The sequence below is a fragment of the Pedobacter sp. Leaf41 genome, assembly GCF_001422545.1.
Lineage (GTDB): Bacteria > Bacteroidota > Bacteroidia > Sphingobacteriales > Sphingobacteriaceae > Pedobacter.
The window spans coordinates 261,173-282,028 of record NZ_LMLE01000001.1; the positions used below are offsets into that span (position 1 = coordinate 261,173).

The window sequence follows — 20,856 nt, forward strand, 5'->3', positions numbered from 1 at the left end:
AACCCTTTTGTATGTGTTACTTAATCACTGTGCCAACCATTTTATAGTCTCTAGGCGGCTCAGCTCCTAATAAATGCTGTACAAAATAATCCCATCTTCTTCTCATCATGTAAGCAGAATACGGGCCATAACCATGTGCACTATTCGGAAAAATTACTAAATCAAAACTTTTATTAGCCTTTTGTAAAGCTTCAACAACTAATAAAGTATTGTAAGGTGGTACGTTATCATCCATCATCCCATGAACCAACATGAGCTTTCCTTTTAAATTTTTGGCATAAGTTTGATTGGCTTGCGCTGCATAATCTACGTTTTCTGCCAATCCATTGTAGCGTTCGCCCCAGTCATCCTCATAATTTCTATTGTCGTGGTTTCCTGATTCTGATATTCCAACCTTAAAGAAATCTGGGTAGCGGAACATCGCTGCAGCTGTTGCAAACCCGCCGCCAGAATGGCCCCAGATACCAACTTTGGCAGTATCGATTGGGTATTTGGTAGCCAGTTGTTTGATCGCGGTGATTTGATCTGGCAATGTGTTTTCGGCCATATTGCCATAATTCATATCGTGGTAGCTTTTAGATCGGCCTGGGTTACTTGTTCCTTCAAGTACCACAACAATAAAACCTAATTCTGCTAAAGCTTGGTTATCGCCACGCGATGCTGAAAAGAACCAGCTGCCCACACTTCCACCTTGTGGCCCGGGATAAATGTAATCGATTACCGGATATTTTTTAGTGGCATCCATTTTTGATGGCGTAAATACCAAACCGTAAATGTCAGTCTTGCCATCATTAGCTTTTACAGTAACTGGTGTAGGCGCTTTCCAGCCTGTTGCAGTTAATCTAGAAACGTCCGTTTTAGCCAGTTCGCTAACTACCTTGCCATTTATATCCTTTAAAACAACATTCGCTGGAACATTAGGCTGAGAATAATTATCGATGAAAAATTTTCCGGAAGGAGAGAAAGTAACCATGTGATTACCTGGTTCTGGTGTTAAATCTTTTAAATTTTTACCGTCGAAACCAATTGTAAAAAAGTGACCAAAATAAGGATTCAATTTATCTTGACCATTGGCGATGAAAAAAAGCGTACGTGTTTTTTCATCAACTTTAAGCAGCCTTGTAACTACCCAATTTCCTTTTGTTATTTGATTTTTTACTTTGCCGGTAGTGGAGTCATATAGGTACAAATGGCCCCAATTATCTCGTTCAGAATACCAGATAATTTCTTTGGTTGCTGGTAAATATCTCCAATTAATGGTGCCTTGGCCAGATTCGAATTGCGTCTTTACGGTTTCTTCAAATACTTCCCGAACAGCACCTGTGCTTGCATTTGCAATGCGAAATTTCTCATTTTTGTGATCTCTCGAGGTAGATACAAAAGCAACTTCCGATCCATCAGCTTTCCAATCAATATCATCAAAAGTTCCACTGCTCGAAATGTCATCACTCAAAGTACCACGGTGCGGATCAGGAGGAATGTTTAAAGAAATTACCTTTTGGTTTTCAATATCGATAACTACACGTCTGATGGTAGGGATTTCTTTATCTCCCGGTAATGGATATTTCCAGGCTTCCAGTTTTGGAGCACCAACATTGGTGGTTACCAAATACATCTCTTTCGAATTTCTTTGGTCTTGCTGGAAAGTCATAATTTTCTTCGAATCTGGCGACCAGCGTAGGATGGGCGCATCGCTATGTTTCCACCCAGCATTGTCAGTTGCGTAACCATAGTCCTTCACGCCATCAGTAGTTAACTGAGTGAGTTTGTCTGATGCCACATCTTTCAAATATAAATTATAATCTTTAATTAGAATGGATTTTTTCCCATCAGGAGAAAGTACTTCGTCGCCGCCGCCCCTTCTTCTTGCAGTAGGAGGTGGTGAAGCTAAACCTTTTCCATATTCTGTAGTTAAGGTTTTCGTTTTCTTTTCAGGATTTACCAAAAAGGTTTGCGTACCATTGGCATTTTTAATAGTAAACCAAAAGTTATCACCTTCAAGCCAATTGGGTGTAACACCTACATTATCAATGTATTTAGAAGTGTTGTAAGCCATAAAGCTTTCCGCATGTTCATAATCTTTTTCGGTTAAAACTTTGTGTTGCGCATTTGCCGAAGTCATTATGGACAGGGCAATTGCGGTTAGCCAATATTTATTCATAATAGTCAGTTGGTTAATCTTTGGGATAAAATTAAGAGTGTTTCGTGAGATCAGATTAAATTAGCAAGAATAATACAAATTAACGTTTCTAAAATATGCTTAAGTTAGGTTACGCTAACAGCTTAAATAAAAAATGCCATCTTAAAAAAGATAGCATTTTGCGGAGAGAGCGGGATTCGAACCCGCGGTACCGTTAAGTACACACGCTTTCCAAGCGTGCTCGATCGACCACTCTGACACCTCTCCGGATTATATAATTTTTTCTTGTTTCAAATAAATGTAACCATTTACCGATTTATAATATTGTTCTCTTCTAAAAGCTTCACCCCTTGTACTAAACATTTCATAAAAATGAATAATAAGAGGTCGTCTGCCTTTTGTAGATTTCACATCTCCTTTATTATGTTTAATCAGTCTTGCTTCCAAATTCTCGGTACTGCCATAATAATATCTTCCATCTTTTAAGCTTTTTAGAATGTAACTATAAAACATACTATATTTAAAATATGTATCCAAACTTTTTAAATACTATCACACGCTTTCCAAGCGTGCTTGATCGACCACTCCCCGTAGGGGTCCTTTGGACTGACACCTCTCCGGAATGGTTTGCAAAAGTAATTTTTTTATTCAAAAAAAATGCTTCCAATTTTCAAAGGAAGCATTTTTATTTGATGAGTTGTTAAATTAATCAACAACTGTAATTTTTAGCATATTAGTTTTTCCTTTCGCTTCTATTGGAATTGCCGCAGTATTAATTAAAATATCGCCTTGCTTAACCAATTTTTTGCTTTTTAAGAATTCGTTCACCTCAATAATGGTATTGTCTGTACTTTCCCATTTATCATAGTAAAAACCTCTAACGCCCCATAATAAGCTAACTGCATTTAAAAGTGCTCTGTTGCTCGTGAAGATGAAAGTTAAAGCTTCCGGTCTGTGGCTTGAGATTTCAAAAGCAGTATAGCCACTTAAAGTCATTGATACAATACCAACAGCATTGGTTTGCTTAGCTAAGAAACAAGCAGAATCGCAAATCGCATCGCTCAAGAAAGAGGCAGATTTTGGTTTTAAAAACTTATCAGGATTAAATGGATAATTGTTTTGCTCAATGTTTTGAATAATTTTCTGCATCGTTTCAATAACGATCAAAGGAAATTCTCCAACTGAAGTTTCACCACTTAACATTACCGCATCTGCACCATCCAATACTGAATTGGCTACGTCATTCACCTCTGCACGAGTTGGGCGAGGCGTAGTGATCATGCTTTCTAGCATTTGAGTGGCTACGATTACAGGTTTTGAGGCTGCTCTACATTTAGCAACAATCATTTTTTGTAATAAAGGAACTTCTTCCATTGGGCATTCAACACCCAAATCGCCCCGGGCAACCATAATACCATCTGTAACCGCTATAATCTCATCGATATTGGCAATAGCTTCTGGTTTTTCAATTTTTGCAATTACACGGGCAGTTTTACCACGTTCTGCAATAATCTTTTTCAGTTCAATAATATCTTCAGCTTTACGAACGAAAGATAAACCAATCCATTCTACATCATTTTCTAAAACGAATTCTAGGTTTTCTCTATCTTCTGGAGTTAAAGATGGGATAGAAACCTTTGTGTTTGGAAGATTTACTCCTTTTCTTGAAGTTAATATTCCGCCGTGAACAATCTCACAAACCACCTCATCTTTAAGATTCGTAGAAATCACTTTCATTTGCAGTTTTCCATCATCCAAAAGGATGATTTCACCTGCCTGAACATCTTGAGGGAAGTTCTGATATGTTATATAAATACGTTCTTCGTTACCAATGCATTCTTGTGTAGTAATAACGGTGGTTTTACCATTAATTAAGTTAATCCCGCCTTCTTTTACTAAACCGATACGAATTTTTGGGCCTTGTAAATCTGCAAGGATACCTACATTATAATCGTATTTCTTATTTAAATCGCGGATGGTATCTAAAACGGCCTGATGATCTGCTTGAGAACCATGCGAGAAATTTAGACGACAAACATCCAAACCTGCGTTAAACATACTATATAATACTTCTGGTTTTGCTGATGCTGGCCCAAGCGTAGCAACAATTTTAGTTCTTGAATGAAAAGGTTTCATTTAATTATTTGATTTTAGCAATGCAGTTTCAGAAAACGCTAATTAATTATCTAAAATAATTAAACTGCATTAAATTTTATATATTTTGTTTTTTGTTCGTTGTTTATAACCGTCAAATATAGTGTATTTAATACACCAAGTATATAATTTTTATATTACCAAATTCTCTTTACTCTTTAATTTGGTTGGATCTATTTTTGCAGCAACTTGAATATCAGGCAGTTTGTTTAATCCGTTAATTAAATAATTAAGATCTTCCTTGTCGATAAATTCCTTAATTATTATAAAAAAATCTACATTTCCCATTTCCGGAACCAGCAAACCATCGCTACTTCTGTTACTAATAAGGTAATATTCAATCTCGCCTTGCTCTACAAAAAAATAATATTTAGAGAAAGACCACGCCGGTTCATCAATGTTAAAAAATATTTCATGGTCTTCGATTTTCTCAAATTCGGTGTTCAACCTCGTATTAATTTTGTGGCATAGCACATAGTCTTTTAGGGGTGCTGTGATCGCAATTAGTATAAAATCAAGGTCTAACGTTAATTTCAGGTAAGTTCTATTCAAGTCGAAATAAATTATTTACAGAACGAAATTAAAAAACTAATTCTATATTCGCTTGTTATTTGAGAGCCAAATTTAGGTGTCGAAATAAAAACATTTGAAAATTGTAAGAATTTATTTTTCTTTGCACAGAATTATTTAACCATTAAATTATAAAATTATGTCTGATATTGCTTCAAGAGTTAAGGCTATTATCGTAGAAAAACTAGGTGTTGACGAAAGCGAAGTTACGCCAGAGGCTTCATTCACCAACGATTTGGGTGCAGATTCTTTAGATACCGTAGAATTGATTATGGAATTTGAAAAAGAATTTAATGTAGCTATCCCTGACGATCAGGCTGAAACCATCGGTACAGTTGGTCAAGCGATTGCTTATTTGGAAAAAAACGTTAAATAGAATTACGCTTTTTCAGTATAAATGGAATTAAAAAGAGTAGTAGTAACAGGGTTGGGTGCGCTCACTCCTATAGGCAATAATGTTCCTGATTTTTGGGAAGGATTGACTAACGGGGTGAGTGGCGCTGCTCCTATTGTGGGTTTTAATACTGAAAAGTTTAAAACCAAATTCGCATGTGAGGTAAAAAACTTTAATCCGGAAGATTTTCTGGAGAAAAAGGAAGCCCGCAAGCTAGATCCGTTTGTACAATATGCTTTAGTAGCAACAGATGAGGCTGTAAAAGATGGTGGTTTTGATTTTGAGAAATTGGATACCAACAGAATCGGTGTTATTTGGGGCGCTGGCATAGGTGGATTGAAAACCTTTCTTGATGAAATTTCGAATTTCGCCAAGGGAGATGGTACGCCAAGATACAATCCATTTTTTATTCCTAAGATGATTATTGATATTGCTCCAGGGCATATCTCTATCAAATATGGCTTACGTGGGCCAAATTTTGCAACTGTTTCGGCATGTGCTTCCTCAACCAATGCGATGATTGATGCTTTTAACTATATCCGTTTGGGTATGGCAGATGTGATCATCAGCGGGGGTTCAGAAGCCATTATTAATGAAGCAGGAATGGGTGGTTTTAACGCCATGCATGCATTATCTACACGCAACGATGATCCTCGAACCGCTTCACGTCCTTTTGATAAAGACCGTGATGGCTTTGTGGCTGGTGAAGGCGCAGGAACTATTATTTTAGAAGAACTTGAACATGCCAAAGCAAGGGGTGCAAAAATTTATGCAGAACTTGTGGGTGGAGGGATGAGTGCTGATGCAAATCACATCACTGCTCCACACCCTGAAGGTTTAGGTGCCAGAATGGTAATGACTAACGCTTTGAGAGATGCAGGATTAACCACCGCCGATATCGATTACATCAATGTTCATGGAACTTCTACGCCACTTGGCGATATTAGTGAAACTAAGGCCATTGCTGATCTTTTCGGAGAGGATGCCTACCGCTTAAACATCAGTTCAACAAAATCAATGACGGGCCACTTATTAGGCGCCGCTGGAGCTATTGAAGCGATCGCCGCAATTCTTTCTGTTCAAAATGATATTGTACCTCCTACAATTAATCACTTTACAGATGATCCTGCATTTGATCCTAAATTGAATTTTACTTTCAACAAAGCTCAAAAACGTGAAGTTAGAGCTGCTTTAAGTAATACTTTTGGTTTCGGTGGTCATAATGCTTCAGTAATTTTCAAGAAATACGAAGATTAATTTATTCAGCTTTGCTATATAATTTTGTATGCTAATTAAAAATAGATAACTTAGTTAAATATGCTTATTAGCCGCTAATTGTGTTATTTATTTAATGCCGATATTAAAATTATATAAACTTTATCTCTCTCCTGAAAAGGAGTTTGTTAAAAAGCTGAAAAATATTTTAGGCTTTGTTCCTGGCAATGTTACGCTTTATAAAATGGCGTTCAGGCATCGTTCTGTAGCTAAAGTTTTAAAAAATGGTAGCAGGAGCAGCAATGAACGATTAGAATTTCTTGGCGATGCAGTTTTAGGTTCGGTGATCGCCGAACTTCTTTTTAAGCATTATCCTTATAAGGAAGAAGGTTTTTTAACTGAAATGCGTTCTAAAATTGTCAATCGAGCAAACTTGAACCAATTGGCAAAAAAGATAGGTTTTGATAAGTTAATCCAATTCGATCAACGTTCAGTTAGTATCCAAACCAAACACAATTCTATGTTGGGAGATGCTTTCGAAGCCATTGTAGGTGCCATTTATATGGATAAGGGTTACAATTTTACTAAGGAGTTTTTGCTTAGAAGGATAGTTAAGCCTCATATCGATATTCATACATTAGAACTTACGGAAACCAATTTCAAAAGTAAACTCATCGAGTGGTGTCAACGCCACGGTAAGGATGTTACTTTTGAGCTTGCTCAGAATGGTGAAGGCGAAAGCGCAAAACTATTTACTATTAGTGCCATTGTAGATGGTGAAAAGCACGGTACCGGTAGAGATTACAATAAGAAAAATGCAGAAAAACTTGCTGCAGAAAAAGCCTGCGAAGCATTATCTATTTAAGGTTAAATGATTGGTTATTAATTTTGTAATCGCCAACTACGAACTGCAAATTGGCAACTGATCACTACTTCCCTTTCCCCAACGTATCGGTAAACTTCTTTGATGATTCTTTAATGTACTTGATATAGTCGTAGCTGTTCCAATATTGAGCTTTATCAAAAGCGGGTCTGCAATCCAGCATATAACGTTCCAGCGTATCACCTCTTAGTTCTGTATTATTCTTGATGATAGATTGGTTAAAATAAACATCTATTTGCGATTGTTTAATTTCATTATCCGCATAGCGTCCAAATCTTCGGGCATTTTTGGGGTCCTTGCCGAATAAATTATAAAGCGCATTTAAAGGATTTGATAACACAGATAATAAAGGTGTCTTGCCTCCTTTATAAACGCCCTTGTTCTGAAATTCTCTCTTAATTTCTGCTAAATCTTGCTTTTTGGTGTTGCCTACAATGGTCACTTCGTTCAGCATGGTACTTTCTCTCACTAAATAAATCAAAATATCTTGAGTGCCTTTTATAATGATTCTCTGGTCTGTTAAATTTCTTTTGGTGATGAGTAAAGTGTCGCCAACTTTAGCTTTTAGCTGGAAAAACCCCAAATCATTACTTCCTACACCCAAATTGGTTCGTAGATTGGTAATCTCTGCGAGGGCAACCCGGATATTCGCTCCTTTTTCAAAAACAACACCCTTAACAATAAAGTCTTGTGCTTTAAGATTAAAGCTGATAAGTAATAAAAAAAATGGAATGATCGCGGTTTTTAAAAATTTCATCAGCAATTAATTTATCAAATATCTGTAGAGAAGATTTGAAGGTGCGCTTATTTTGCGGTTTTTTATAAACAAGGATGATATCACTAATGTTCTATTATTTGTTTACAAACAGATTTCCTACTTAAGATATTTTTTGTAAAATTAACATTTGTTAACCTTTTATTTGTTAAATAAACGTTAATGCAAGTGCGTAAGGTTTTTGGACTGCTTTACTTTCTCTATATATCAACAAATTTCTTTTTGTTGATGATTGTGGTATGTCCGTTTATTATCCTCAGCATGGGAGTTTCCAATGAAAAAGATGGAAGCAGAATCTCTTTTTGGTTCTTAAAGTTTTGGGCATTTGGATTCAGTGCGCTAACCTTTCTATGGTTTAGCAGCAATAGCAAATCTGGAATCGATACCTCAAGAACTTATATTTATGTAGGCAACCATGGTTCATTTCTTGATGCAGTAGCACTCGTGCTTTGTATTCCTCAAACTTTTAGTCCGCTTGGCAAAATAGAAAGGCTTAAAGTCCCAGTATTTGGATGGATTTATAAGCGTTTGGTTGTGATGATTGACCGCTGCAGTCGTGAAAGTCGCGATCAATCGGTAGCAGAACTTCGCAGAAATTTGAATGGAGGGCAGTCGATTTTAATCTTCTCCGAGGGAACCATGAATAAAACGAAAAGCTTACTTAATCCTTTCTACGATGGTGCTTTTCGTTTGGCCATAGAAACACAAACTCCAATTATGCCTTTTGCTATATTCAACAGCAAGGAACATCTTCCACGGACCGATTCTTTGCTGCTTTATCCAGGAATAATTAAAATGGAATTTGGGAATGTAATTGAAACAGCTGGCTAAAAATCTGAAGATTTAGAATTTTTGAAACAACATACCTTCAATGCAATTTACAAAATGCTTGAAGAATATGGTGCTGGCATAAAAGGTCCACTGCGAACTCTAAACTAATTTTTCTATCTTTGCGCATGATAAAATCCATGACAGGATACGGCTTAGCAACAGCCGATTATGCAAATGCAAAATACAGTGTCGAAATCAAATCGCTCAACAGTAAATTTCTTGAGCTTAACTTAAAATATCCTAAAGCTTTTTCTGATAAAGAATTAATACTACGAAATGTTTGTAGTAAAGATATTGAACGTGGCAAAGTGAGTTTGAGTATTAATGTAGAACGTGCCAACGGTGAAGTGACTGGTGCCACTATTAATACTGCATTACTTGCGCATTACTATAATCAACTCACTTCCGTTAATACCGAATTAGGCGCCAACAGTACCAATTTACTTCAAACTGCTTTAACCTTTCCTGATGTAATTTCATATAAAGAAGAGAGTGTGAGTGAGGATGAATGGAACCATTTATATCAAATTTTTAATCAAGCATTAGCTAACTTCAACAAGTTTAGAGAAGATGAAGGAGCAGTTTTAAAAGCTGATTTGGAGCTTAGGATAAAAAATATTCTTTCTTATTTCAAATTTGTTGAAGAACTGGAACCAAAGAGAATTGCAGCTATCCGTGATAAATTCTCACAGTTTTTAGACGATGCAGTTGGAAAGGTAAACATCGATCAAAATCGTTTTGAACAAGAATTGATCTATTATATTGATAAAATTGATATCACCGAAGAGAAAACGCGTTTAAAAAGTCATTGCGATTATTTCTTGCAAACTTTAGCAAGTAAAGAAGCAAATGGGAAAAAAATGGGTTTCATTTCACAAGAGATTGGAAGAGAAATAAACACAATGGGTGCGAAAGCAAACGATGCTCAAATGCAGCAATATGTTGTGGGTATGAAGGAAGAGCTAGAGAAAATTAAAGAACAGTTATTAAACGTATTATAAGGAGAAAGACTAAATACTAAAGCGTAAAGCAGCTTTGGTATTTCAGCTTTTTGCTTTCAGCTTACAACATGAAACAAGGCAAATTAATCATATTTTCAGCGCCATCTGGAGCCGGCAAAACCACTATCGTACACCATTTATTAAGCAAGTTTCCAGAGTTAAGCTTTTCAATTTCTGCAACAACACGCGAATTGAGGGGTGCTGAAACCCATGAAAACGACTACTACTTCATCTCGAAAGAAGAGTTTTTGCATAAAGTGGCACGCCAAGAATTTGTGGAGTTTGAGGAAGTTTATAATGGCACTTTCTATGGTACTTTACGCTCAGAAATTGAGCGTATCTGGAACGATGGTAAACACGTTATCTTTGATATTGATGTAGAAGGCGGCATTCGTTTAAAGCGTAAATATGAGGAAGATGCATTGGCTATTTTTGTTCAACCACCATCATTAGAAGTACTTAAAGAACGTTTAAGCGGAAGAGGAACGGATAGCCATGAAAAGCTGCAGGAGCGTTTTATTAAAGCAGAAAAGGAACTAACCTACGCTGATAAGTTCGATGTGATACTTAAAAATTACGATTTAGCTACAGCATGTGCCGAGGCTGAGAAATTGGTGGGCGATTTTATAAGGAGTTAACAATTTTTCATTAGCGGTCGTCATTGCGAGGAGCGAAGTAATCTCATTTGGTAGCCTAAATTTAAATCCTCGGGTAAGATTGCTTCGTGCCTCGCAATGACGATTTGATAAACCTTTTAACTGAAAACTAAAAATTGAAAACTGGTCTATTTTTCGGTTCTTTTAATCCCATTCATACTGGGCATCTGATCATTGCCAATTATATGGCTAATCATTCAGGTCTTGATGAGGTATGGCTAGTGGTTTCACCACATAATCCCTTAAAAGATAAAAAAGGCTTAACCAACATGTATGATCGTTTGGAAATGGCACAATTAGCTACTGAAAATACAGATCACATCCGCGTTAGCGATATTGAGTTTTCCTTACCGCAACCATCATACACTATAGATACGTTAACCTATTTGCGTGAACGTTATCCAACAAAAGAATTTGTGTTGATTATTGGAGCTGATAATCTGGTTTCTTTTAAGAAATGGAAGAATTACGAAGTGCTGTTGGATAACTACCAGATTTACGTTTACCCACGTCCCGGGGCCGACGTTACCGAGTGGATTAATCATCCATCAATCACGTTCACAGATACACCTTTAATGGAGATCTCTTCAACATTTATCAGAAAAGCAATTAAAGAAGGAAAGAATGTTCAGTTTTTTTTGCCAGATAAGGTGATTGATTTTATTGATGGCAAAGGCATGTATCGTTGATTTACGATTTTAGATTTACGAATTACGATTGATAGGCAATTGATTAACCTTTTAGCTTTCAGAACCTTTGATTTAAGATTTTGGGTTTAAGAATAACATTATTGCAGACTTCTAAAATCTAAATCGTAATTCTTAAACCCAGAATCAATCGGCTATTTCCAACCGCCACCTAATGCTCTGTATAAGTTAACTACAGATTGAAGTTTTTGTAATCTATCGTTTATTCCACTCAATTGAGCAGTTAACAAACTCTGTTCGGAGGTCAAAACGTCGGTATAATTTGTTGCTGAACTGTAACGCAATAACTCTTTAGTAAAATCAACTGCTTTTGTTAACGAAGCAATTTGTTTTGCTCTCGTTTCCTCTTTTTCAGCAGCAGTTTGGTAAGCGTACAAAGCGTTTGAAACCTCTTGTCCACCAGTTAAAAGTGCTTGTTGAAAAGCATAAAATGCTATTTGTTGATTTGCCTGTGCAGTTGTTAAGCGGGCTTTATTGGCACCTTTAGCAAAAATGGGTTGGGTTAAACCTCCAACTAAATTATAGAATATGGAATTATCGAAAAAATTGCTCAGCTGTAAACTCGTTAAGCCACCTGTAGCCGTCAAAGTTAAAGCCGGATAGAAATAAGTTTTAGCTACGTTGGTATTTTCAAATGCAGATCTAAAACCGAATTCGGCGGCAATAACATCCGGACGATTTTGCAATAGTTGCGCAGAAACACCAGTTTGCAAATTGGCATAAGGAATTTGCTGATCTAAATTGGTGCGATTAATCGTTCCAGGTGCTTGTGCTAAAATAATGCTCAAAGCGTTTTCAGCCTCTTTAATGCTTCTTTTTAAATCAGGGAGTGTTACCTGAGCGGCATAAAGATTGGCCTCACTTTGAACTACAGCCGCACCATTTACAACAGCGCCTTCTTTTAGCGCTTTCATGGTTTCTACATCCTGCGCTCTGATTTTAATCGTTTGCTCTGTAATCGCCAATTGTTTATCTAAAGCTAATAAAGTATAATAATTATTCGCGATAGTGGCTATTAATTGCGTTTGAACGGCACGTTTTGCCGCATCGCTTTGTAGTAAGGTTGCAAATGCGGCCCGTTTTGCGCTACTTAATTTGCCCCAAATATCAGCTTCCCAAGCTGTGCTTAAAGCAGCTCTGTATGTTTGAGTTTCTAAGTTAATGTTAATGCCAGCTGGAAAGTTCAGCGCCGCTTGAGACTGTTTTGCATCGGTAACGGAAACATCAGCTTGTAAGCTCGGTAAAAAGGCTGCACGACTTTGACGTAAGGTAGCTTCAGAAATTTTGATCCGTTCAATGGCTTGTTTAAGATCCAGATTTTGATTAATTCCCTGTTGAATCAGCGACTGTAAAGTCGTATCAGAAAATAGGCTCTTCCATGGCAAATCTGCCATGGTTGTTGTATCTGTTGTATTATTATCCCGGTATAAACCTTCATTCTTAACCTGCGGGCGTTCGTATTTTTGTGTTACGCAGGCGCTTAGGGTAAGGATGGAAATACCAATTAAAAAGGAATACTTATGTGTGAATTTCATGTTCGGATTAAATTAATGTTTACTGTTAGCGGTTGCTAATTCGTATTCTTCAGGAGTTTGCTCTTTTTCAATTCCTTCATCAAAAGGAGATTTATTGCTTACTCTTTCTTGCAACGACTGGAATACAATGAACAAAGCCGGAATTACGAAAATACCGAAAATGGTACCGATTAACATTCCCCCAACGGCACCTGTTCCAATTGATTTATTTCCTGACGCACCAACACCTGATGAAAGCATCAGCGGGAGTAATCCAAGGATAAAGGCAAATGAAGTCATCAAAATTGGACGTAAACGAGCGGTTGCGCCATCAATAGCCGCATTCACGATACTCATGCCTTTGCGTCGTCTATCCACCGCATATTCTACAATCAAAATGGCATTCTTCGCTAACAAACCAACGAGCATAATGAGCGTAATTTGGGTATAAATGTTATTATCGATACCGAAAATTTTATCGAAAATAAAGGTTCCCGCCAAACCGATTGGGAGTGATATTAATACTGCCAACGGTAAAATATAACTTTCATATTGGGCTGCCAACAAGAAATAAACGAAGATTACGCACAGTAAGAAAATGAAGATGGTCTGGCTACCGCTGCTCATCTCTTCACGAGATAATCCCGAAAACTCATATCCGTATCCTGCAGGTAAATGTTTCGCAGCTTCTTCCTGAACGGCCGCTAATGCATCTCCGGAACTATAACCTGCATTTGGATTCCCTGTAACAGCAATTGATGTAAATAAATTGAAACGGGATATGGCTTGCGGACCGTAAACTTTCGTAAGGGTAATAAACTCCGAAATTGGTGCCATTTGGCCAGAAGGATTTCGAACGAAAATACGCGTTAACGTTTGTTCATTTGAACGATACGCCGCTTCTGCCTGATACATTACCCTAAATTGTTTACCAAATTTATTAAAGTTTGATGCATAAACCCCACCATAGTAGCCTTGCATTACGCCCAACACATCACTCACGTTTAGGCCTGCTTGTTTTACTTTTGCCACGTTAACATCAATTTGATATTGTGGGAAGTTCGGGTTAAAAGAGGTGGAAGCATATTGAATTTCCGGACGCTGACTTAAAGCCGCTAAAAATCCGTTACCAACTTCATTAAATTTTTTAATATCGCCACCAGTTTTATCTTGCAATTGGAACTCAAAACCTCCACTGGTACCAAAACCCTGAATAGTGGGCGGTGCGAAGAAAATAATTTTAGCACCTTTAATCGTAGCCGTTTTAGCAAATAATTCGCCAATGATGGTTTTAACATCACGCCCTTTACGTTCATCCCAAGGGGTTAATCGTGAAATTACCATCCCGTATGAACTTCCAGAACCACTGATCATGCTTCGGCCAACTACTCTCAAAGTATTTTTGATTTCAGGAATCTTATGAGCGATGCTATCGATTTTTGCAATCACAATATTGGTTTCCTCTTGAGAAGTTCCCGCAGGTAATGAAATATCAGACATAATCGTTCCCAAATCCTCATTTGGTACAAAACCTTTAGGGGTAGTATTCATTGTCCATATTAAAAGACCCGTGAAAAATAAAATCCCTACGCCAACGAGCCATTTTGTTCTAGATAGAAAGCTAACCGATTTTTTATATTTTCCTGTAACGGCATCAAAAGAAGTATTAAATGCAGCATAAAAACGCTCTAAAAAGTTTTTCTTTTTTCCATGATCGTCTTTGTGTGGCTTTAAAAACAAAGCACACAATGCCGGACTCAGTGTTAACGCATTTACAGCTGATAAAATAATTGAAATGGCCAGTGTTAAACCAAACTGTTTGTAAAATACTCCTGATGAGCCTTGGATAAAACTTACTGGGATAAATACTGCAGCCATTACCAATGTGATGGAAATGATGGCGCCACTAATATCATCCATGGCATCAACTGTTGCTTTTTTTGCATCAGTATAACCTTCATCAAGTTTGGCGTGGACCGCCTCCACCACCACAATCGCATCATCCACTACAATACCGATGGCAAGTACAAGTGCAAATAGGGTTAGTAAGTTAATGGTAAAACCGAACAAACTTAAAAAGAAGAAGGTACCAATAATAGCTACCGGAACACTTATCGCTGGAATTAAAGTAGAACGCAAATCTTGCAAGAAGATAAATACCACTAAGAATACCAAGATAAAAGCTTCAATTAAAGTGTGGATTACTTTTTCAATTGAGGCATCCAGGAAATCATTTACGTTAACCAAGGTGGAGTAATGAACACCTTTTGGAAAGGATTTTTGAGCTTCATCTAAGGTTTTAATGGAATTCTCAATTACTTCTTTCGCATTCGATCCCGCTGTTTGGTTAATTGCAATACCTAAAGCTTGCTTGCCATTAAATTTTACAGAACTGGCATAACTTTGAGCACCTAATTCAATTCTTGCAATATCTTTTAAGCGAAGAATTTGTCCGCTAGCTGTAGATTTAATAATGATGTTGCCAAATTGTGCTTCATCTTTTAACCGGCCTGTATATTTTAGTGTGTATTGAAATGCCTGATCGCCTTGTTCACCAAATTGCCCTGGAGCAGCCTCCACGTTTTGATCGGCTAAAGCCGTATTTACATCACTTGGAACTAAACCGTAAGTGGCCATAATATCTGGTTTCAACCAGATACGCATGGTATAATCCAACGTTCCGAAAGCACTGGCATCACCAACACCGTTAATACGCTTAATCTGCGGAATGATGTTGATATTGGCGTAATTCTGTAGAAACTTTTGATCATAAGAGGGATCATCACTATACAAACCAAAAATCAAAACGTTACTCGCTTGCCTTTTTGCTGTAATTACACCTGACTTTGTTACCTCTGCAGGTAATAAACTGGTTGCCCTTGCCACCCTGTTTTGAACGTTTACTGCTGCCAAATCGGGGTTTGTACCCAATTTAAAGTTAACCGTGATGGTTGCAGTACCGTCGTTACTGGCGCTAGAAGTCATGTACGTCATGTCTTCCACACCATTAATTTGCTCTTCAAGCGGAACAACAACGCTATTCATTACCACATCTGCATTGGCACCTTGGTACGAAGTGGAAACCTGTACTGTAGGTGGTGCTATTTCTGGATATTGCGAAACCGGTAAAGTAGCTAAACCTAAAACACCGAGAATAACGATGATAATGGATATAACCGTAGATAGTACTGGTCTTTCTATAAATTTCTTAAACATATTTAATATTGATTACACTGATATTATGACTGCAGTGATGATATCTTTATTTTTTTATATCAGCATAAACTGAATCGGCACTTTGTTCTTCTGGTTTAATTTTAGCTCCATCTTTTAAAGATTGAAACCCTTCAAGAACGATTTTATCGCCAGCTTTTAAGCCTTTGGTTACCACATAAAATTTATCTTTAGCTAAATCCATAATCTGAATTTCTGTACTGATAATTTTTGAGGAATCGCCTAAAACGTAAACGAATTTCTTTCCCTGTAAATCGATTGTTGATTTTTGAGGGACAAGAATTGCATTTTCAACTTTCTGCGGTACACGAACTGAAGCACTTGCACCATTCTTTAATAAGGAAACTGGATTGGGGAATGTAGCTCTTAAACTAGCAGAACCGGTAGCGGTATTAATTTGGCCATTGATGGATTCAATCTTACCATTTTGAGCATAAACAGTTCCATCAGCTAATACCAAACTAACTGCCGGAATGTTTTTCATCTGCTGTGCCAATGTGCTCCCTTTATATGTTTTAGAAAAATCTAATAATTGTTTCTCATTAAGTGAGAAGTAAGCATACACTTTAGATGTATTTGAAACCGTGGTAAGAGGTTCAGTACTTGAGCTGCTCACTAAACTTCCGGTTCTGAAGGGAAGGCTACCAACCACGCCATCAACTGGGCTTGTGATAGAGGTATAACCCAAATTTACCTGAGCATTTGCTAACGCAGCTCTCGCTTGCGCTAATGCTGCTTTTCTACTTTGCAAGGTTAGCTGCGCTGCATCCAAATCGTATTTGCTGATGATGTCTTTCTCCACTAGAGGGCGAGTTTTATTTACCTGAAGTTGGGCTGCATTTACATCAGCCTCTGCACTGCTAATCGCAGCTCTCGCAGTTCTAACCTCTTGCTCATATTGTGGTGCCATTATCGTGAAAAGTAATTGCCCTTTTTTAACAACTGCACCTTCATCTACCAATATTTTTTGAATGAAACCATCAACTTTAGGGCGGATATCGATATTTTGAATCCCTTCGATGGTTGCTGGATAATCTGAATTTAGCTCTGTGGTTTGTGCGTTAACCGTAAAAACAGGGTAGGCTTGGGGACCAGCCGCGGCTGCTGCTGCGGCTTTCTTCTGTTCATCATTATTTCCGCATGATGCTAAAACAATAGCGATGCTCATGCCAAAAACGAGAGTTGTTACTTTTCTCATGGACTATTTGTGTGTGTATTTAAATTTTAATTTCCGGATTTGAAAGCGCAGTGAATGATGGTTTTCAACTTGCCGATTTCTGCCCAAAAATAAAGCCTAAAAGAAATTAAGTCTGTCCAATTTCTGTCATTTAATCAATCGATTGATTTATTTTTTATCTCCAAGTAGCTATTTTGAGTGTTAAATGCCTGTTTTCGAGTATGATATCGTTGATTTGTTTCCGAAATTTTTGTGTAAATATCTTGAGACAGATGTTAATTGCTATTAAATAAGCCTCTTCTATTTGCCGAATTGTTAAAGATTTTGTTTAGAAAAACAGTCATTATTTTATTTCCTTAGTGTGAAATATACACTTTATAAAATCCTGTTGTTATAGTGGGCGTAGATTAGTGTTCAAAAGGTTAGTATCAATCGATCGGCGTTATCCAACCTCTCCTTCAAAAACCAATTTTGCCGGCCCGCATAAAAATACGTTTGTAAATTCATTTCCATCATAATTAAATTCGATTTTGATATCTCCACCCAAAGCTTTTATATCAGTTTTGATATGGCCGCTTTGATTTTTGTATTTCGCCATAGCCATTGCAACAGCAGTTACGCCGGTACCGCAGGCATAGGTTTCATCTTCTACGCCACGTTCGTAAGTTCGCACAAATAAATGATCGCCTTTATCTTCAACGAAATTTACATTAATGCCTTTTTCGCTGTAAACTTCATTGTATCTAATGTTTTTTCCCTGTGTAAAAACATCGAAATTTTTTAAATCACTTTGTAAAGCAACGTAATGTGGTGAGCCGGTATTTAAAACAAATGCTTCACCATCACTGGTAATGCTGTCAACATCAATCATTTGTAGCTCCACCCAATCTCCTGATTCTGAAATTCTGGCATAATGCGGTCCGTCTACTGCCAAAAAGTTCGTTTCATTTTCAATAATACCGAGTTGTTTGGCAAATGCCACAATGCACCTGCCACCATTACCGCACATGCTGCCTAACTTACCATCCGCATTGAAATAATGCATTTCAAAATCGTAGTCATCATGTTTGGTTAAAAACATTAAGCCATCTGCGCCAATGCCGAATCTTCTATTGCAAAGTTGTTCAATCAACTCATTATCAATATCTTCCAATTGTTTCATGGTGTGATCTATCAGAATGAAATCATTACCTGCTCCTTGGTATTTAAAGAAATTAATTTTCATGAAACCTTCATTTTTTTATGCAATATTTGAGATGCAATTAGCAACCGCAAAGCCTGGGTTAAAGGTTTTAACATTTTTTAACATGGCTTGTGGTGCTTAACTGATACAAATATCGTTTATATGGTATTAAATTTGAATAAAACTGTTAAAGAAAATTTGAGCAGATAAAAACTGCTGGGGCAATCTGCTTAAAACAAAGTGAATATTGCTCTTGCAACCATTACAAATAACAACGAATGTTATAAGCAAACAATTAGCTAGCATTAATGCTTGTAATAATCATGGGATTTAAAAAACAATATAAAAACACATGAAACCGTCAAAAGCTAAACGAATAAAAAGAATAGTCAATTGCTTTTGATCGCTTCATTACCATTAAAAAACAATATACAAACACATGAAAAAAATATTAGGTATTACGGTGTTGGCTGCTTTTATAGGTGGGGCAGCAGCAATTGGAGGTTACAAACTATTTGAACGCAATCAAACTGGCAGTACGATTTCTGAAAAGCAGAATTTATATTTCGCCAATAACCCACTTAAAGTATCATCGGCTGGTACAGCTGATTTTACCCAGGCTGCGGCCGCGGTTGCACCAGGAGTGGTACATATTAAAACAACTTATGAAGCCAAAAGTGGTGGTGGATCAAGAAACTCATCGCCATTTGATATGTTCGATGATTTCTTTGGAGGCGGCGGTCGCCAGATGCAACGCCAACCACGAGCGGCATCAGGTTCTGGTGTAATTATTAGTCAGGATGGTTATATTGTCACCAATAATCACGTGGTAGAAAATGCATCAAAGGTTGAGGTAGTATTAACTGACCGACGTAAAGTAGAAGCCAAAGTGATTGGTCGCGATCCTAACACTGATTTAGCTTTAATTAAAGTTAATGCTACTGGTTTACCTGTTGTAAAAATGGGTAATTCTGATAATGTTCAGGTAGGAGAATGGGTATTGGCAGTAGGGTTCCCTCTCGATTTACAGACAACAGTTACGGCTGGTATCGTGAGCGCAAAAAATAGAAGTATTGGCATTATCGGTCGTGAGCAACAAGGTAACGAGATTACCGAAGAAGAATACCGCGAATATCAGCGTACGGGTAAAAGGCCACAGGCACCTGCAAACACCAGTATCGAATCCTTTATTCAAACAGATGCGGCCATTAATCCTGGTAACAGTGGAGGAGCGTTAGTAAATGCAACTGGAGAATTAGTAGGTATTAACTCTGCAATTGCTTCACAAAGTGGATACAATCAAGGTTATGGCTTTGCGATTCCTGTAAATTTAGCCCGTAAAATCGTTGATGATTTTATGAAATATGGAATGGTAAAACGTGGATACATTGGTGTTAATTTTTACCCTTTAAGTGGCGATGAAAAACCAGAAGGAATTACAACATCAGAAGTAAGCGGATTATATGTAAGTGATGTGGTAGCTGGTGGCGGTGGTGCTGCTGCGGGAATTAAAAAAGGCGACATCATTAAAAAAGTAGATGGTGTTGTTATTAATGATTCTCCTGATTTGCAGGAAAGAATTGGCCGTATGAATCCTGGCGACAAAGTGAAGCTAAGTGTTTTAAGAGATGGTTCTTTGAAAGATATAACCGTTACTTTAAAAGGTGAATCTAGCATCGGTTTAACAGCCAATAATGCAGCTACTAAAAATGTAGAGGTTTCTAAGTTAGGTGCAACATTTGCTCCGGCAACCCAGGCTCAAAAAACCAAGTTTGGAATTAATAGCGGGGTGGTGGTAACATCAGTAGTTACTGGTAAAGCATTTGATAATATCGGAGTAGAAAAAGGTTTAATCATTACGAAAGTGAATGGTCAGCCTGTAAATTCTGTTGCCGATGTTCAAAAGGCGCTACCTCAGGGTAGAAATAATATGATTAGTATTTCTGGTGTGGGCGAACAGGGAACTTATAATTTTAGTTTCCCAGCTCAATAATTCAGGCAGAGCGATACATAAAAAATGTCCCGATTTAATAATCGGGACATTTTTTATGCAATTAATCTTGCTCAATAGGTTGGTGGTTAGCATGACAGGCATCGGCGCATTCTTCGCAGGCAACTGCACATTGTCTGCAATGTTCATGGTCGTGATTGCTGCATTCTTCTGCGCATAAACGACAAATTTCTTCACATAACAAAAGGTATTGCCTTCCAATTACCGAATCGCGTTGAAGCAATCGTGCTGCCTGAGTACAAATGTCTGCACAATCTCTATTCAATTTAATGCAATCTACCATCATTGCAATATCTTGCTCTTCCTTCAGGCTTGAAGAACCGCAATGTTCGCATGCCATAGCGCAATCTAATAAAGCCTGAATTAATGCGTGGTTGTTTCTCGTTTCCATATTTTTTTGGTTAGCTACTA

Annotated in this window: 18 protein-coding genes and 1 tRNA gene; 8 read left to right on the top strand and 11 right to left on the bottom strand. The window is 37.4% G+C overall.

The window, feature by feature from the left end:
• Positions 1 to 16: 16 nt before the first annotated feature.
• From ASE92_RS01200 to ASE92_RS01220, 5 genes are all read right to left on the bottom strand, one after another.
• Positions 17 to 2,161: a S9 family peptidase gene (locus tag ASE92_RS01200; protein ID WP_056848292.1), complete on the bottom strand. Its 2,145-nt coding sequence runs from the start codon at positions 2,159 to 2,161 to the stop codon at positions 17 to 19.
• Positions 2,162 to 2,322: 161 nt separating this feature from the next.
• Positions 2,323 to 2,407, bottom strand: a tRNA-Ser gene (locus tag ASE92_RS01205).
• A gap of 3 nt (positions 2,408 to 2,410) precedes the next feature.
• Positions 2,411 to 2,653, bottom strand: a complete 243-nt coding sequence (locus ASE92_RS01210) for a GIY-YIG nuclease family protein (RefSeq protein ID WP_056848293.1) — start codon at positions 2,651 to 2,653, stop codon at positions 2,411 to 2,413.
• A 192-nt stretch (positions 2,654 to 2,845) separates the two neighbouring features.
• Positions 2,846 to 4,276 (bottom strand): pyruvate kinase, encoded by a 1,431-nt coding sequence (gene pyk, locus ASE92_RS01215; protein WP_056848294.1) that lies wholly within the window; start codon positions 4,274 to 4,276, stop codon positions 2,846 to 2,848.
• A 150-nt stretch (positions 4,277 to 4,426) separates the two neighbouring features.
• Complete coding sequence (locus ASE92_RS01220) at positions 4,427 to 4,846, bottom strand: IPExxxVDY family protein (protein WP_056848295.1); 420 nt, start codon at positions 4,844 to 4,846, stop codon at positions 4,427 to 4,429.
• A 157-nt stretch (positions 4,847 to 5,003) separates the two neighbouring features.
• On the opposite strand from ASE92_RS01220, the gene ASE92_RS01225 reads away from it, so the two are divergent.
• The 3 genes from ASE92_RS01225 to rnc all read left to right on the top strand — a co-directional run bounded on the left by ASE92_RS01225 (position 5,004) and on the right by rnc (position 7,338).
• Entirely contained in the window at positions 5,004 to 5,240 is a 237-nt protein-coding gene (locus ASE92_RS01225; RefSeq protein ID WP_008508386.1) for an acyl carrier protein, read from the top strand.
• A gap of 21 nt (positions 5,241 to 5,261) precedes the next feature.
• Positions 5,262 to 6,515 carry a beta-ketoacyl-ACP synthase II gene (fabF, locus tag ASE92_RS01230; RefSeq protein WP_056848296.1) on the top strand — a complete coding sequence of 418 codons (1,254 nt, stop codon included), beginning with the start codon at positions 5,262 to 5,264 and terminating at the stop codon, positions 6,513 to 6,515.
• 94 nt (positions 6,516 to 6,609) lie between these two features.
• Entirely contained in the window at positions 6,610 to 7,338 is a 729-nt protein-coding gene (gene rnc, locus ASE92_RS01235) for a ribonuclease III (protein ID WP_056848297.1), read from the top strand.
• Positions 7,339 to 7,402: 64 nt separating this feature from the next.
• Here rnc and ASE92_RS01240 read toward each other — a convergent pair whose 3' ends face one another.
• A complete protein-coding gene (locus ASE92_RS01240; RefSeq protein WP_157255602.1) occupies positions 7,403 to 8,113 on the bottom strand; it encodes a hypothetical protein in 711 nt (236 codons plus the stop codon).
• Between the two features lie 279 nt (positions 8,114 to 8,392).
• On the opposite strand from ASE92_RS01240, the gene ASE92_RS01245 reads away from it, so the two are divergent.
• The 4 genes from ASE92_RS01245 (at position 8,393) to nadD (ending at position 11,308) form a co-directional block, all read left to right on the top strand.
• Positions 8,393 to 8,962: a 1-acyl-sn-glycerol-3-phosphate acyltransferase gene (locus ASE92_RS01245; RefSeq protein WP_056848298.1), complete on the top strand. Its 570-nt coding sequence runs from the start codon at positions 8,393 to 8,395 to the stop codon at positions 8,960 to 8,962.
• Between the two features lie 137 nt (positions 8,963 to 9,099).
• Positions 9,100 to 9,963, top strand: a complete 864-nt coding sequence (locus ASE92_RS01250; protein WP_056848299.1) for a YicC/YloC family endoribonuclease — start codon at positions 9,100 to 9,102, stop codon at positions 9,961 to 9,963.
• 68 nt (positions 9,964 to 10,031) lie between these two features.
• Positions 10,032 to 10,601 (top strand): guanylate kinase, encoded by a 570-nt coding sequence (gmk, locus tag ASE92_RS01255; RefSeq protein WP_056848300.1) that lies wholly within the window; start codon positions 10,032 to 10,034, stop codon positions 10,599 to 10,601.
• Between the two features lie 134 nt (positions 10,602 to 10,735).
• Entirely contained in the window at positions 10,736 to 11,308 is a 573-nt protein-coding gene (gene nadD / locus ASE92_RS01260) for a nicotinate (nicotinamide) nucleotide adenylyltransferase (protein WP_056848301.1), read from the top strand.
• 152 nt (positions 11,309 to 11,460) lie between these two features.
• Here the strand turns inward: nadD and ASE92_RS01265 are convergent, their stop codons facing one another.
• The 4 genes from ASE92_RS01265 to dapF form a co-directional block, all read right to left on the bottom strand.
• Positions 11,461 to 12,861 (bottom strand): efflux transporter outer membrane subunit, encoded by a 1,401-nt coding sequence (locus ASE92_RS01265; protein ID WP_056848302.1) that lies wholly within the window; start codon positions 12,859 to 12,861, stop codon positions 11,461 to 11,463.
• A gap of 12 nt (positions 12,862 to 12,873) precedes the next feature.
• Positions 12,874 to 16,056: an efflux RND transporter permease subunit gene (locus ASE92_RS01270; protein WP_056848303.1), complete on the bottom strand. Its 3,183-nt coding sequence runs from the start codon at positions 16,054 to 16,056 to the stop codon at positions 12,874 to 12,876.
• 46 nt (positions 16,057 to 16,102) lie between these two features.
• Positions 16,103 to 17,272 carry an efflux RND transporter periplasmic adaptor subunit gene (locus ASE92_RS01275; protein ID WP_056848304.1) on the bottom strand — a complete coding sequence of 390 codons (1,170 nt, stop codon included), beginning with the start codon at positions 17,270 to 17,272 and terminating at the stop codon, positions 16,103 to 16,105.
• Between the two features lie 421 nt (positions 17,273 to 17,693).
• Positions 17,694 to 18,476, bottom strand: coding sequence for a diaminopimelate epimerase (gene dapF, locus ASE92_RS01280; protein WP_056848305.1), 783 nt, complete (start codon positions 18,474 to 18,476; stop codon positions 17,694 to 17,696).
• Positions 18,477 to 18,873: 397 nt separating this feature from the next.
• Between dapF and ASE92_RS01285 the strand changes: the two genes are divergently transcribed.
• The gene (locus tag ASE92_RS01285; RefSeq protein WP_056848306.1) at positions 18,874 to 20,427 is read left to right on the top strand and encodes a trypsin-like peptidase domain-containing protein; all 1,554 of its coding nucleotides are present in this window, start codon (positions 18,874 to 18,876) and stop codon (positions 20,425 to 20,427) included.
• Between the two features lie 61 nt (positions 20,428 to 20,488).
• On the opposite strand, the gene ASE92_RS01290 is transcribed toward ASE92_RS01285, so the two are convergent.
• Positions 20,489 to 20,836: a four-helix bundle copper-binding protein gene (locus ASE92_RS01290; protein WP_056848307.1), complete on the bottom strand. Its 348-nt coding sequence runs from the start codon at positions 20,834 to 20,836 to the stop codon at positions 20,489 to 20,491.
• Positions 20,837 to 20,856 lie beyond the last annotated feature (20 nt).

What these genes read in the sequence shown, in the direction of transcription:
- ASE92_RS01200 (WP_056848292.1), bottom strand. Translation starts at nt 2,161, where the DNA reads ATGAATAAATATTGGCTAACCGCAATTGCCCTGTCCATAATGACTTCG.
- ASE92_RS01210 (WP_056848293.1), bottom strand. Translation starts at nt 2,653, where the DNA reads ATGTTTTATAGTTACATTCTAAAAAGCTTAAAAGATGGAAGATATTAT.
- pyk (WP_056848294.1), bottom strand. Translation starts at nt 4,276, where the DNA reads ATGAAACCTTTTCATTCAAGAACTAAAATTGTTGCTACGCTTGGGCCA.
- ASE92_RS01225 (WP_008508386.1), top strand. Translation starts at nt 5,004, where the DNA reads ATGTCTGATATTGCTTCAAGAGTTAAGGCTATTATCGTAGAAAAACTA.
- fabF (WP_056848296.1), top strand. Translation starts at nt 5,262, where the DNA reads ATGGAATTAAAAAGAGTAGTAGTAACAGGGTTGGGTGCGCTCACTCCT.
- rnc (WP_056848297.1), top strand. Translation starts at nt 6,610, where the DNA reads ATGCCGATATTAAAATTATATAAACTTTATCTCTCTCCTGAAAAGGAG.
- ASE92_RS01240 (WP_157255602.1), bottom strand. Translation starts at nt 8,113, where the DNA reads ATGAAATTTTTAAAAACCGCGATCATTCCATTTTTTTTATTACTTATC.
- ASE92_RS01245 (WP_056848298.1), top strand. Translation starts at nt 8,393, where the DNA reads ATGGGAGTTTCCAATGAAAAAGATGGAAGCAGAATCTCTTTTTGGTTC.
- ASE92_RS01250 (WP_056848299.1), top strand. Translation starts at nt 9,100, where the DNA reads ATGACAGGATACGGCTTAGCAACAGCCGATTATGCAAATGCAAAATAC.
- gmk (WP_056848300.1), top strand. Translation starts at nt 10,032, where the DNA reads ATGAAACAAGGCAAATTAATCATATTTTCAGCGCCATCTGGAGCCGGC.
- ASE92_RS01265 (WP_056848302.1), bottom strand. Translation starts at nt 12,861, where the DNA reads ATGAAATTCACACATAAGTATTCCTTTTTAATTGGTATTTCCATCCTT.
- ASE92_RS01270 (WP_056848303.1), bottom strand. Translation starts at nt 16,056, where the DNA reads ATGTTTAAGAAATTTATAGAAAGACCAGTACTATCTACGGTTATATCC.
- ASE92_RS01275 (WP_056848304.1), bottom strand. Translation starts at nt 17,272, where the DNA reads ATGAGAAAAGTAACAACTCTCGTTTTTGGCATGAGCATCGCTATTGTT.
- dapF (WP_056848305.1), bottom strand. Translation starts at nt 18,476, where the DNA reads ATGAAAATTAATTTCTTTAAATACCAAGGAGCAGGTAATGATTTCATT.
- ASE92_RS01285 (WP_056848306.1), top strand. Translation starts at nt 18,874, where the DNA reads ATGAAAAAAATATTAGGTATTACGGTGTTGGCTGCTTTTATAGGTGGG.
- ASE92_RS01290 (WP_056848307.1), bottom strand. Translation starts at nt 20,836, where the DNA reads ATGGAAACGAGAAACAACCACGCATTAATTCAGGCTTTATTAGATTGC.